At 32.1% G+C, this 13977-nt stretch carries 10 protein-coding genes; 4 read left to right on the top strand and 6 right to left on the bottom strand.

The window, feature by feature from the left end; genetic code table 11:
* The first annotated feature begins 3 nt into the window (after positions 1 to 3).
* The gene (locus tag BXY80_RS11095; protein ID WP_120201921.1) at positions 4 to 792 is read left to right on the top strand and encodes a DUF6503 family protein; all 789 of its coding nucleotides are present in this window, start codon (positions 4 to 6) and stop codon (positions 790 to 792) included.
* 129 nt (positions 793 to 921) lie between these two features.
* On the opposite strand, the gene BXY80_RS11090 is transcribed toward BXY80_RS11095, so the two are convergent.
* From BXY80_RS11090 to BXY80_RS11080, 3 genes are all read right to left on the bottom strand, one after another.
* Positions 922 to 2232 carry an amidohydrolase family protein gene (locus BXY80_RS11090; RefSeq protein WP_120202035.1) on the bottom strand — a complete coding sequence of 437 codons (1311 nt, stop codon included), beginning with the start codon at positions 2230 to 2232 and terminating at the stop codon, positions 922 to 924.
* A 10-nt stretch (positions 2233 to 2242) separates the two neighbouring features.
* On the bottom strand, positions 2243 to 5218 hold the full coding sequence (locus BXY80_RS11085; protein ID WP_120201919.1) for an amidohydrolase family protein: 2976 nt from the start codon (positions 5216 to 5218) through the stop codon (positions 2243 to 2245).
* Between the two features lie 83 nt (positions 5219 to 5301).
* Complete coding sequence (locus BXY80_RS11080) at positions 5302 to 6369, bottom strand: DUF3810 domain-containing protein (RefSeq protein ID WP_120201917.1); 1068 nt, start codon at positions 6367 to 6369, stop codon at positions 5302 to 5304.
* A gap of 52 nt (positions 6370 to 6421) precedes the next feature.
* Between BXY80_RS11080 and BXY80_RS11075 the strand changes: the two genes are divergently transcribed.
* Positions 6422 to 7885: an aminoacyl-histidine dipeptidase gene (locus BXY80_RS11075; RefSeq protein WP_120201915.1), complete on the top strand. Its 1464-nt coding sequence runs from the start codon at positions 6422 to 6424 to the stop codon at positions 7883 to 7885.
* A 68-nt stretch (positions 7886 to 7953) separates the two neighbouring features.
* Here the strand turns inward: BXY80_RS11075 and BXY80_RS11070 are convergent, their stop codons facing one another.
* From BXY80_RS11070 to BXY80_RS11060, 3 genes are read right to left on the bottom strand one after another with little or no spacing between them, the layout of a single operon-like run.
* The gene (locus BXY80_RS11070) at positions 7954 to 9126 is read right to left on the bottom strand and encodes a peptidylprolyl isomerase (RefSeq protein WP_120201913.1); all 1173 of its coding nucleotides are present in this window, start codon (positions 9124 to 9126) and stop codon (positions 7954 to 7956) included.
* Between the two features lie 10 nt (positions 9127 to 9136).
* Positions 9137 to 9679: a gliding motility-associated peptidyl-prolyl isomerase GldI gene (gene gldI, locus BXY80_RS11065; RefSeq protein ID WP_120201911.1), complete on the bottom strand. Its 543-nt coding sequence runs from the start codon at positions 9677 to 9679 to the stop codon at positions 9137 to 9139.
* Positions 9672 to 10691: a DHH family phosphoesterase gene (locus BXY80_RS11060; RefSeq protein ID WP_120201909.1), complete on the bottom strand. Its 1020-nt coding sequence runs from the start codon at positions 10689 to 10691 to the stop codon at positions 9672 to 9674. Before BXY80_RS11060 ends, gldI begins: the two co-directional genes overlap by 8 nt.
* Positions 10692 to 10779: 88 nt before the next feature.
* Between BXY80_RS11060 and BXY80_RS11055 the strand changes: the two genes are divergently transcribed.
* A complete protein-coding gene (locus tag BXY80_RS11055; RefSeq protein WP_120201907.1) occupies positions 10780 to 11199 on the top strand; it encodes a nucleoside-diphosphate kinase in 420 nt (139 codons plus the stop codon).
* A 159-nt stretch (positions 11200 to 11358) separates the two neighbouring features.
* Positions 11359 to 13923: a M4 family metallopeptidase gene (locus BXY80_RS11050; protein WP_120201905.1), complete on the top strand. Its 2565-nt coding sequence runs from the start codon at positions 11359 to 11361 to the stop codon at positions 13921 to 13923.
* Positions 13924 to 13977 lie beyond the last annotated feature (54 nt).

Here is a 13977-nt window from a genome sequence, read left to right as displayed (position 1 = left end):
AAGATGAAATTTAAAAGCTTAATTTTAGTATTGCTCGTTGTTTTTTCATGTAAAGACAAAGTTGTAGAAACTGTAAATTATTCAGAAGAAAATTTAGATATAACAACAAGTGTTTATCCAGAAAATATAAATAGAGTATTTGATGCTCATGGTGGTTTAGATAAATGGAACGAAATGCAATCGCTAATTTTTACAATGCCTAGTGAAGATGGAAATGAAATAACAACAACAAATTTAAAGTCTAGAGAATCTTTAATAGATATGCCAAAACATACTATTGGTTTTAATGGTAGCAATGTTTGGATGCATAAAAAAGACACAACATCTTATAGAGGCAACCCGAAGTTTTACTATAACTTAATGTTCTATTTCTATGCTATGCCTTTTATTTTAGCTGATGACGGAATTGTATATACTGATGTTGAACCATTGGATTTTGAAGGTAATTCTTATCCTGGAATTAAAATTTCTTACGAAAGCGGAGTAGGAGAGTCACCAGATGATGAGTACATTTTATATTATGATGAAGAAACTTACAGAATGGTTTGGCTAGGTTATACGGTAACTTATTTTTCTAAAGAAAAGAGTAAGGAGTTTCATTTTATAAACTATAGCGATTGGCAAACTGTTGATGGATTGCTTTTACCAGAAACTTTAACATGGTATAATTATGAAGATAATAAGCCAACAACAAAACGAAATGATTTAAAGTTTACTAACATTATTTTGTCTAAACAAAAAATAAAACCTGAAGCATTTACTAAACCTGATAGTGCTTTAATAATTGAATAAAAAAAAGCTGTCAAAAAAGTGTCATTCTGAATGGAAAATGAAGAATCTCAGCAAAATTAAAATATAAATAATTAAAATTTTTCGACTCCACTCAAAATGACAATAAAATTACTTTTTAGTTAGTCTTTATTAGTCTTGAGTTTTATATTTTTCAGAATAACGTTTCCAAAGTTTTGTTTGGTGTGATTCTAAACTTATTTCTCGCCCATCAATAAAAGCATGTGTTAGAATATTTGTTCTCATATCTAAAGCGTCACCTTCACTAATAAATAATGTAGCATTTTTGCCTTCTGTTAAACTTCCGTACTTAGCATCGATGCCTAATATTTTTGCTGTATTTAAAGTAATAAGCTGTAATGCTTGCTCTTTTGTAAGACCATATGCTACTGTTGTTCCCGCATAAAAAGGAAGGTTTCGAGCATTCATGCGCTCCATTTGTCCTGTGCCTTCTAAAGCAACTAACACACCTTCATCTACCAAGATTTTAGCTAATTTAAATGGTAAGTCATAATCATCATCAGTATTACTTGGTCTTAAATGAACGCGTTGTAATAGTACAGGAACATTATTCTGTTTTACAAACTTTGCAATTTTATAAGCTTCGCGACCACCAACAATTACCATGCTTTTTATAGTATTTTCTTTACAAAAATTGATGGCGTCTGTAATTCCTTTTTCATCATCAACATTTATGTAAAGCCTTTTTGAACCATTAAAAAGACCTTGCATAGCTTCTAAAGGTAGGTTTTTAATTGATTTATTACCGTTGTTATATGCCTTACTTTGGTTAATATAATCTTGAAGCTCGGTAACTTGTTTAGTGTATTTTTTATTTGGTTTTAATCCGGGATCTTCACCAAGCCACCAACGACCTCTAGAAAAGTTATTTGGCCAATTCATATGAATTCCGTCATCAGCTTTTATAATGGCATCTTCCCAATTCCATGCGTCAAATTGTACAATTGAAGAAGATCCAGCAATACGACTACCACGAGGTGTTATTTGACCTATAAGAACACCATTAGGTCTCATAGATTCTACAACTTTAGATTCGGTATTATAAGCAATTACACTTCTAATGTGAGGATTATAATCTCCAACTTCTCTATCGTCATCTGTAGCTCTTACTGCATCAATTTCAACCAATCCTAAAGCCGTATTTGGTATGATGAAACCTGGATACACATGTTTGCCTTTGGCATCAATAATATCCATTCCTGTAAGATCTATTTTTGCAACTGTAGCATCTACAACAGTGGTAATTTTGCCATTCTCAAAAATAATAAGGCTATGGTCTATAACATTACCATTGCCAATATGAGCTGTAGCTCCAGTAATAGCTATAGTTTTAGTTTGCTTTTTTGCTGGTGTTTGTTGCGCAAAAGTTATGGTTGAGCATAATAGTATTAGCGCAACTATTTTGGTTTTAATATATCTCATTATTATTAGTTTAGTGTTGTTCATGATCTACAGAATCACAGTGTAAATCTTCTTTTTCTTTTTTCTTGATAGGTTGCGTTTTTAAGCCTTTGTTTTTGGCTTGCATCATAAGATTGATAAGCTCGCTCTTTTCTTTTTTGATTGCATAACGCATTGCTTCATCACGTTTTATGTCAAAATAAGTAACACCTTCTATAATTGTTTTTTCAGCTTTAGCATATATTGAAAGCGGATTGTCAGACCATAAAACAACATCTGCATCTTTACCTACTTTAATGCTTCCTACACGGTTGTCTATATGTAATAATTTTGCAGGATTAAGTGTAACAAATTTCCAAGCGTCTTCTTCGCTAATACCACCATATTTTATAGACTTTGCAGCTTCTTGGTTTAAACGTCTAGACATTTCACCATCATCACTATTAATAGCAACCACAATACCTTGATTATGCATAATTGCTGCATTATATGGTATGGCATCATTTACTTCATATTTATAAGCCCACCAATCACTAAAGGTCGATCCGCCAACACCATGAGCTTTCATTTTATCTGCAACTTTATAACCTTCTAAAATATGCGTGAATGTATTTATGTTAAAGTTAAAACGTTCTGCAACTTTCATAAGCATATTAATTTCACTTTGCACGTAAGAATGACATGAAATAAAACGCTCTTTATTTAAAATTTCTAAAAGCGTCTCTAACTCATAATCTTTTCTATATGGTTTGCCACTTTTCTTTAAAGCTTCATATTCTTTTGCTCTATTAAAGTAATCCACATATAACTGTTCAACGCCCATTCTGGTTTGTGGGAAGCGTTCAAAACTTTGCCAGTTAGATTGTTTTACGTTTTCACCTAAAGCAAACTTTATGAATTTTGGACTGTTTTTATAGATTAATTGGTCTGCTGGTTGTCCCCATTTTAATTTTAAAAGTGCAGAGCGACCTCCAATTGGATTTGCAGAACCATGAAGAATTTGAATAGATGTAACGCCTCCAGCAAGATTACGATAGATGCTTATATCTGTGTCATCTACAACATCTTCAATGGTAACTTCTGCCGATGAGTTTTGTCCAGCTTCATTAATTGATGCCGCAGCTATATGTGAGTGTTCATCAATGATACCAGCAGTTAAATGTTTGCCTTTAGCATCAATTACTGTCGCACTACCATCAGATAGGTTTTGACCAATTTTAGCAATCTTACCGTTTTTAATTAATACATCTGTATGTTGTAAAACACCCTCTTTTTCATTAGTCCATACTGTAGCGTTTTTAAATAATAGGGTTTCTTGCTTTGGCTGCGTTTTAAAACCATATGCACTATTTGGATATGAAAGAGGATATGTTTTTTCAGTAGTAGTTTCTTTGTCTTTATCCTTTTTCTTTACGTCTTCTTTTTTAGAATATGTAGCATAAAAAGTACGCTCGCTACCATTTGGCATGATAGTTTTTCCGTTAAGGTTTTTATTTGCGTCAACGTTGGCAGCTATTCTAATAAACTCTTGTTTTGTAGAGTCTTTAGTAGTAAATGCAACATTTACCCAATCATCATTATATGTGATTGTCGAACCGTAAGTGTCTTTGTTTGTTTTAATTTCAGACTTAGGTTTGCTTAACTCACCTTTAATAGACATTGTATATTGTTCTCCATTTAGAGAAAACTTATAATCACCTCTTATATCTTTGGTGTTTAAATTTTCAAAAATGGTTTGTTTGCCTTGAACCCAGTTTTCGTAAAGAGTTGTTTCTTTATCAAAGACATCACCAGATGTAATTAAGAAATTTGCAAAACTCCCATTTTGAAGTGAGCCAATAAGATTTGATTTTCCTAAAATTTTTGCAGGCGCAGTAGTTAATGCTTCTAAAGCTTTTTCTTTAGAAAGACCATGTTTTATAGCATTTAAAAGATTGGATTTAAAATCTTTTGTAGATTTTAAATCGTGTGTTGTTAAAGCAAAATTTATGTTATTATCTTCAAGAATTTTTGGGTTTGTTGGCTTTTGATTCCAAGCTCTCATATCGCTTAGAGCTAATGATGATGTTAGATACACGTTTTCTACATCATAAGCCTTTGGGAAGTTTATAGGAATAATTAATGAAGCATTAGTTGCCTTTATTTCATTAATACGTTCATACTCATCTCCACCACCAAGTATGGTGTATTGTATACCGTTTTCATCACCAACCTTATCTGCTCGTAATACATTTGCTCTACTACCAGCGTCAAAAATTTGAACCAATGACTTGTTTTTATTTAACGCTTCAATTGAAAGATCTTTAGTTTTAATATTACCTTTTGCATACCAATCTGCATCAACATATAACTGTCTTAATAAGGCCATTGCTCCCATAGTAGATGTTGGGTACGACTGTCTTGAAGTAACACTTTTTCTAAAAGATAAGTATTGAGCAGAATTTTGATCTAAAATTCTAGATTCGTTGCCTTCATAATTATTTAATGCAACTAATGTTCCGCTTCCTCTTACAATACCATCATGTATATGTGTATTTACTACACCAAAACCAGCTTTTAATAAATCTGTTGCTTTTTTAGTATCGTAGTTAAGTTTATCAATAGCTTTATTTTCTGGCATAATGTGATCATTCCAATAAAAACCAGTTCTGCCAGCATCAAATTGTGGACTTCTGCCACTTCCTGATGCTCGTTTTGGTTTTTCAACACCAAAATCTGAATAGATATCAATAAAAGAAGGATACACACTTTTACCTGAAATATCAATAATATTTGAGTTTTTAGGAATACTAATTGATGCTCCAGAAGCAACAACTTTACCATCTTTAATTAGTAATGTTCCGTTTTCTATAATTTGATTTGGAGTAACGTAAATTTTTGCATTTGTTATGGCTGTAAAATTTGTGTTTGTTGCAACTACGCCATTATTTTTAGGGAAATACTCTTGAGCAGTTAATGATGAAATACTACACAAAAGCACTAAGAGGCTTAAATACTTTTTAATCATTTTGTGATGTTGGTTAAATTTAAAAGCTAAAGATAGAAATTAAGAATGTAGAAATAAGTAATTCAGCTTTTTTTAACGTCTTTTTATAATGGGTTCGCTTCAAAGTAGTTTACTAAAAGCGCTACAACATAACTATAACTTTTCATACCACCAGATTGATTGTTGGCTTTTAAAAAGTTATTATAGGTTGTTTTAAATAAAGGTTCTGTTGGGTTTTTATACGAGTTCCAAAAGTTTTGTACTTCTTGATAATTTTTTAAAATGCCTTTATTTACTTTAGAAACTAAATCGTCATACTGTTCTGGGTTGCGTTTGTAAACTTCGTGTAAACAATGACGAAGCGCAAAAGTATAGGCTGAATAATTAAAATAGATATCTTCATGATGCATAGCAGCCATAAACCCAATAAAGTTAGCTTCGTTTTCTGCTGCATAACCTAATTGATGTGCAATTTCGTGACTAGCAGTTGTTGGATATTTAAATTTAGGAATTAACCCATCAATTTGAGCCTCATTAGTAAACGGATTTAGATAACCAGAAAACCCCATATATGTAAGAGGTAAACTATAAATTGACTTTTTTAAGCTCTTGGGTTGATAAGCTAAATGCGGATATTTTTTTGAGAGATTATTGTATCCCTTTGGCGTGAGTTGTAATAATTCATTTTTTGTGTAAGGGAAACTAATCTTTAAAGTGTCATTTTTTGAAAGCGAGGCATGTATAGTATTAGCTTTAGTAATTAATTGTGCGGTAGTATTAATTAATTGCTCTGTTGTATACTTATGTTTAATATTTAAAGATTTATGCAGCGGTAATCTGTAATAATTAAAAGCCCATAGTACATGAAATGCAAAATAACCAATTGAGATAACTGTTAAAACATCAAGAAGCCATTGTTTAGTATCTTTTATAATGCGCTTTCTATTTATAACTAACCATCTCAAAATATAAATAACAGCTATTGTATAGAAGATATCTCCAATAGAAAATGGAAGCCAGCCAAAAGCGTAATGCATTAATTTAGAAATCAACTTATAAATACCATTGCTGTAGACAGACTCAACAAATGATGGGTAGTTTGCTAAAATCTTCAGAAGCAAAATTTGAGGAAAGATAGAGAAAGCAATAAAACTTTTTTTGTAGTTCTGCATGACTCAAAAATACTAAAAAGATGTACCTTTGCGAAACTAAAAAATAAATTACATGAGCGCAGAAATAAGAGAATTAGAACCAAAACAACTTTGGAATAAATTTGCAGACCTTAACGCAGTACCTAGGCCTTCAAAAAAGGAAGAACGTGTAATTGCGTTTATGAAAGATTTTGGAGCTAAACTTGGTTTAGAAACTATTGAAGATCATGTTGGAAATGTAATTATAAAAAAACCAGCAAGTGCTGGTATGGAAGATAGAAAAACCATTGTAATGCAGTCGCATTTAGATATGGTGCATCAAAAAAATAACGAAACTAATTTTGATTTTGATACACAAGGTATCGAGATGTATGTTGATGGAGATTGGGTTAGAGCAAAAGGAACAACTTTAGGAGCAGATAATGGATTAGGAGTTGCAACTATCATGGCTATTTTAGAAAGTAAAGATATTGAGCATCCTGCAATTGAAGCTTTGTTTACTATTGATGAAGAAACAGGTATGACCGGAGCAATGGGATTACAAGGCGGAATGCTTGATGGTGAAATATTATTAAATCTTGATACAGAAGAAGATGATGAGATAGGTGTTGGTTGTGCAGGTGGCGTAGATGTTACTGCAACAAGAACTTATGAAGTTGAAGAAACACCAGAATTTAAAATTGGTTTTAAAATTACTGTTAAAGGCTTACAAGGTGGTCACTCAGGAATGCAAATTCATGAAGGTTTAGGTAATGCTAACAAAATCATGAACCGTTTACTGTTTGATGGTTTTGAAAATTTCGGACTTCGAATTTCTGAAATTGATGGTGGAAGTTTACGTAATGCAATTCCAAGAGAAAGTAATGCAATAGTGGTTATTGATGCTATTCATGAAGATGCATTTATAAGCGAAATGAAAAGCTTAGCAAGTGAAATTAAGACTGAGTTAAAAACCATGGAACCTGATATGGTGATTGAAGTTTCTAAATCTGAAACACCAGAAAGTATTATGGATTTAGGTGTGCAAGAAGGTTTAACAAGAGCAATTTATGCCGCTTGTAATGGTGTGTTTAGAATGAGTCCTGATATTCCTGATTTGGTTGAAACATCTAATAATATCGCTAGAGTTATAGTAAAAGATGGAAATATTAAAATAGGATGCTTAACTAGAAGTTCTGTAGAGAGTTCAAAATGGGACTTAGCAAATACTTTAAGAAGCGCATTTGAATTAACAGGATGTGAGGTTGAGTTTGGTGGAGATTATCCGGGTTGGAAACCTAATATGGATTCTGATATTTTAAAATTAATGGTTCCTATTTATAAATCGTTAAACAATGGAGAAGAACCACATGTTGCTGCTTGTCATGCAGGTTTAGAATGTGGAATTCTTGGTACTAATTATCCAGATATGGATATGATTAGTTTTGGACCAAATATTAAAGGAGCGCATTCTCCAGATGAGCGTGCTCAAATTTCTTCAGCACAAAAATACTGGAAGTTTGTATTAGAAATTTTAAAGCAGATTCCAAAGAGATAAAATAAATTTACTGCAATAAAAAAAGCCTTTCATATTGAAAGGCTTTTTTTATTTCAAATCATTAAGGGTTATTCAACAATCTCTACCATTTCTAGTATAAAAGTTAAATCTGTATTTGGTTTTATTGCGCCTCTACCGCGTTCACCATATGCTAAGTGCGACGGAATATAGAAAAATGCTTTATCTCCAACTTTTAAAGATGCAGCAGCTTCTCTAAACCCAGGTATCATTTGTGCATTAGGCGTAATTTGCATCGGCATTGGTGCATACATTTTACGTTGAACTTTCATTGGGTTAAGCATACCGTATTTTTCTTCTACTTCTTTCACGTTACTGTCAAATAAACGACCATCTGTAAAATAACCTTCGTAATTCACTTTTACATTAGCACCTTCTTTTGGTTTAGGACCATTACCTTCAGTAATTAAATGCATTTTTAAACCAGAAGGTAATGTTTTAGCTTTTGCATTATAATCCTCTAAAATTGGTTTAAATGTTTTGGCGGCTTCTGCAATTTTAGCTTCTTTAGCTTTTTTCTCTTCTTCCGCTTTTTTAAGGGCTTCTTCACGAGCAGCTTCTTGTTTTTCTTTGAGCTTAGGTAATCCTTCAATATATACTTTAGAAGCATTAAAAGATTTTGCATCTGAACCTTTTCTTAGTATATTTAATTTCAAAATAATAACATCATCAATAGGTTTATTTCTTGGGCCGACTTTTACGTTAGAAATAGAATCTTGAACATCTAATCCTTTCACTAATTCACCAAAAACTGCATGTCTATTATCTAAACTTGGGTATGGAACTTCAGTGATAAAGAATTGACTTCCGTTTGTTCCTGGTCCTGAATTGGCCATAGATAGTATACCAGGTTTGTCATGTTTTAAGTCAGGATGAAATTCATCTCCAAATTTATAACCTGCATTTCCAGCGCCTGTGCCTGTATGATCACCACCTTGAATCATAAACTTATCCATAACACGATGAAACGTTAAACTGTCGTAAAAAGGCTTGCCTTTAAACTCTTCGGCAACCATTGGATGAGTTCCTTCTGCTAATGCAACAAAGTTGGCAACAGTTACGGGTACTTTTTTAAAAAACAATTTAGCTATCATGGTATCTTTAGAAGTTACAATTTCTGCATAAAGACCATCATCTAAATCTGGGTATTCTTCTTTACAAGATGCAGCTGTTACTAATATAAACAGCATAAATAAGAGTAGTGTTTTGCTAATCAATTTCATAGGTAATTATTTAATTTTGGTTTTGAATTATTGTGTTAACTGTTACTTCACATACTAATGGTGTGTTGGTTCCAATTTTATTAGAATCGCCATAATATCCATACGCTTTTTGTGAAGGAAATAAAAAGGTTATTGTTTCGCCTGGTTTCATTAGTTTTAAACCTTCACGTAAACCCGTAAAAAGTTCTTCTTGATCCATAGCATAATTTCGCGTTTTATTTTCTGCTAATGAATAAATGCTATTTCCGTTAAAATCTTTAGTACTATAATTGAAGTTTACGATGTCTCCAAATTTTGGTGTAATGGTATCTTGTTCAACTTTTACATTATAAAAATACCAAAACCCGCTTTCTGATGCCAAATAGTTAGTTTGAGGATTTGCATTTATAATGTTTTGAATTTTTTGTTGTTCTTTCTCGTATAGCTTTTTATTGCGTTCTGCAGATTCTTTTATAAAAGAACCCGATTTAACAGTAATTGGGCGTCTGGCTTCAGGAGATTTACAACCAGCTACTAAACATACTAAAAGAAGAAAAAATACAACTTTATTCATGGTTTAGGGTGTTTTTATAGCTTGGTAATATACTAATAAATCTGTCAACTGTATCTTTTAAATTTAAATCACTTTTGCCTCCAGCAGCATTGTTATGACCACCACCACTAAAATGTAATCTTGAGAATTCGTTTACAGAGAAATCACCTTTGCTTCTCAATGACATTTTTATAATGTTTTCTTTTTGATTTTCAATAAAGATAACAGCGAAAACAATTCCTTTTAATGAGAGCGCATAATTTACAACACCTTCTGTATCACCTTTTTTATAATCAAAGTGATTAAGTTCGTCTTGAGATAATGTAATGTATGCTGTGTTGTATTCTGGTAAAACTTTTAAATTGCTTAAAGATTGTCCCAAAAGTTGTAATCTATTATAGCTATTTGTATCATAGATATTGTTATGAATCTGCGAATTATCTGCCCCTTTGTCTATTAAATCACCAATAATTTTATGAGTAGCACTAGTTGTAGACTTAAACCTGAAAGAACCTGTATCTGTCATAATACCAACATACAAACAAGTTGCTATTTCAGCATTTATTTTATCTACGTCATTTAGCATTTCAATAAAATTATAAACCATTTCGCATGTAGAAGACATTTTTACATCTGAGTATATATATAACGCATAATCATCAGGTTGTTGATGATGGTCTATCATAATTTTAATTGCCTCAGAATGCTTTAGGTCATGTTCCATGTTTCCAGCTCTATGCAAAGCATTAAAATCTAAGGTGAAAATAATATCAGCTTTTTCAATTAAAACATTGCTTTCCTCTTCTTGACTATCATATTTTACTATAGTGCCTTCTCCTGGAATCCATTTTAAAAAGTCTGGATAATCATTTGGAGCAATAACAACTGCATCATGATTTAGAAGTTTTAAATAATGATATAAAGCTAATGTAGAACCAATAGCATCACCATCTGGGTTTTTATGAGGTACAATTACAATTTTTTTTGGAGTACTTAAAAGCTCTTTTATGTTGTTAATATTGTCTTTTGTCATAGATGGCGAATATACAATTTTTTAATATTGGTTTCTATTGTTTTTAATAAGAAATAGGTTACTTTTGCGCAAAATTAATAATATACAAATGGCAACAAATAGAACATTTACAATGCTTAAGCCAGATTCTGTTGAAAAAGGGAATATTGGTGCAATTTTAGAAAAAATTACAGCTTCTGGATTTAGAATCGTAGCTATGAAGTTAACTCAAATGACCACTGCAGATGCTCAAGCATTTTATGCTGTGCATAATGAGCGTCCATTTTTTGGAGAACTAGTTGAGTACATGACACGTGGACCAATTGTGGCTGCAATTTTAGAAAAAGACAATGCAGTAGAAGACTTTAGAACATTAATAGGAGCTACAAATCCTGCTGAAGCTGCAGAAGGTACAATACGTAAGTTGTATGCTGCATCTATTGGAGAAAATGCTGTTCATGGTAGTGATAGTGATGAAAATGCTGCTATAGAAGGTGCTTTTCATTTTTCAGGAAGAGAGATGTTTTAAACCCAATTTTTTATAAATTATAATAAAACCTGTAGCATTGTGTTGCAGGTTTTATTATTTATATAAATATATGATAAGAATTGTATCACTTCACGACAAAATTTAATAAAACTAATACCTTAAATAATTATCACTATTTTTGACAAAACCTACAATTCTATGAAAAACCCTATTTGGCTAGTTGTTAGCTTTATATTAATAAGTTTTACTAGTACAGCACAAGACCATAATAAAGTTATAGCTCAATTAAAAAGCGAAACAAAAGCTAACATTACTATTAATCAAAACTCAGGTTTAGTAGAGTTTGTGAAATTTCCTTTTAATAACCCTTTAGAAATAGCTGGTAATTCACTTGAAGAAAAAGCGATTTATTTTTTAGAGCTATATAAAAGTATTTATAATGTTTCTTCTATTAAAGAGGATTTATTTTTTGATAAAATTAAGACCGATAATTATGGTTTTAAGCAATTAACCTTAAAGCAAAAATATAATGGTGTTGCAGTTTTTGATGCTGAGTTAAAATTTCATTTTAATTTAGAAAATAAACTAACAGCAGTAAATGGAAATTTTATAGATAATATAAAACTCAATTCAGTGCCTCAAATAAATAGTGTAGAAGCAAGCAATAAAGCCTTGAATTATGTTAATAATCAAAATATTAATAATTCTGGTACTCAAATTGAAGTTTATAGTACAAAACTTTATGTGTTTCCAAAAGGTTTAGCTCAGGGTTATGTAGAATCAAAACATTTAGTTTATGAAGTTGAAGTAAGAAACAATATTGATGTAAGGGAGTTTTTATTTATAGATGCGCATACAGGTAATTTGGTTGAACAGTTTACTGGTATAGCCCATGCTTTAAGTAGAGAGCTTTATGAAAACGATACATCTAATTTAATTTGGCAAGAAGGAAATCAATTTCCTGGCGCACTAGACCAATGGCAACAGAATGAAATTGAAGCTTCTGCACATATGTATAATTTATTTAACAATACTTTTAATTATGCATCTTATGATGGAGCAGATGCAATAATGAGAACTATAAATAATAATCCAAATATAAATTGTCCTAATGCAAGCTGGAATGGTGTTACAGCTAACTATTGTACTGGCACAGCTTCAGATGATGTGGTTGCACATGAATGGGGACATGCTTATACGCAATATACTAGCGGTTTAGTTTATGCATATCAGTCTGGCGCAATTAATGAATCGTATTCAGATATTTGGGGAGAAACAGTAGATCTCTTAAATAACTATGAAGATTTAGGTGAAGATTTATCGTTAAGAACGGGTTGCTCCAGTTCTGTTCGTTGGAGAATGGGTGAAGATGCCAATGCTTTTGGAAACCCAATTAGAGATATGTGGGATCCAACGTGTAATGGAGATCCAGGGAAAGTAACAGACGTGCAATATGCTTGTGATTTTGCTTTTAATGATAATGGTGGTGTGCATTCTAACTCAGGAATACCTAATCATGCTTACGCACTTCTTGTAGATGGTGGAACTTATAACGGACAAATAATTAATGCCATTGGTTTTACCAAAGCAGCTCATATTTTTTGGAGAGCCCAAAGTGCCTACTTAACATCAACAAGTGATTTTGCTGTTCTAGCTGATGCGTTAGAAGCTTCATGTAATGATTTAATAGGCATTAACCTAGAAGGGTTATCGACAACAAGTGTTGCTTCTGGACCTTCAGGTGAAGTTATTAACACTGCCGATTGTTTGCAAGTAGCAAAAGCAATATTAGCTGTAGAAATGAGATTAGATCCAGATGCCTGTGGCTTTACTCCAGTTTTAGGAGTTTCAGACCCATTATGTGCTGCTGCAACTACGGGAAGAATTTTTTATGAAGATTGGGAATCTGGTACAGATGGTTGGTCTTTTAGTCAATTACCAACAAATGCTGCTACTTGGTCGTCTAGAGATTGGGTGCTTGATACTCAATTACCAGATAGTAGAGTTGGAAGTGCCATATTTGCAGTAGATCCAGTTATAGGAAATTGCAATACTGATTTAGAAAATGGTATCATGCGTTTAGAAAGCCCAATAATTACAATGCCTAATATAGTAGTTGGGACTTTTGATTTGGCATTTGACCATTATGTAGCAACTGAAACAGATTGGGATGGAGGAAACATAAAGTTTAGTGTAGATGGAGGTGAGTGGCTTTTAGTTCCTGCATCTGCATTTTTAGTGAACGCATATAATAGAAGCTTAAATACAACAGGAGAAGGAAATAATAACCCAATGCAGGGTGAAGACGCATTTACGGGATTTGATGAAGGTTCTTTATTAGGAAGTTGGGGAACGAGTGTTGTAAATTTATCTGCTTTGGGAGTTGTTGCCAATTCTGAAATTCAATTTAGATGGGAGTTTGGTACAGATGGTTGTAATGGGAGAATAGGTTGGTATGTAGATGACATAGTGGTTTATAACTGTTCAGCTGAAGTTTTATCTACAGACGAGTTTAGTATAAAAAATAGTATTAAGATTTTTCCAAATCCATCTCAAGGATTGTTCACTTTACAAAAAGCTTCTAATATTAGTTTAGAGGATGCGAAAATTTATGATATTAACGGACGATTTATTAAAGGTGTTAATCTTTCTAAAATGCAATTGAATAAAGAAATAGATTTAACAAATGTTGCTTCTGGAATTTATTTTATTGAGATTGCTACTAAAAACACAAAAGAAACTTTAAAGCTAGTAAAACAATAGGCTTAATAATTTTATCAAATAAAAAACCCACAACATTATGTTGTGGGTTTTTGT

The sequence above is a fragment of the Ichthyenterobacterium magnum genome, assembly GCF_003610635.1.
Taxonomy (GTDB): domain Bacteria; phylum Bacteroidota; class Bacteroidia; order Flavobacteriales; family Flavobacteriaceae; genus Ichthyenterobacterium; species Ichthyenterobacterium magnum.
Note: the sequence above shows the minus strand (reverse complement) of the source record. Positions and strands in the feature narration are given on the sequence as shown.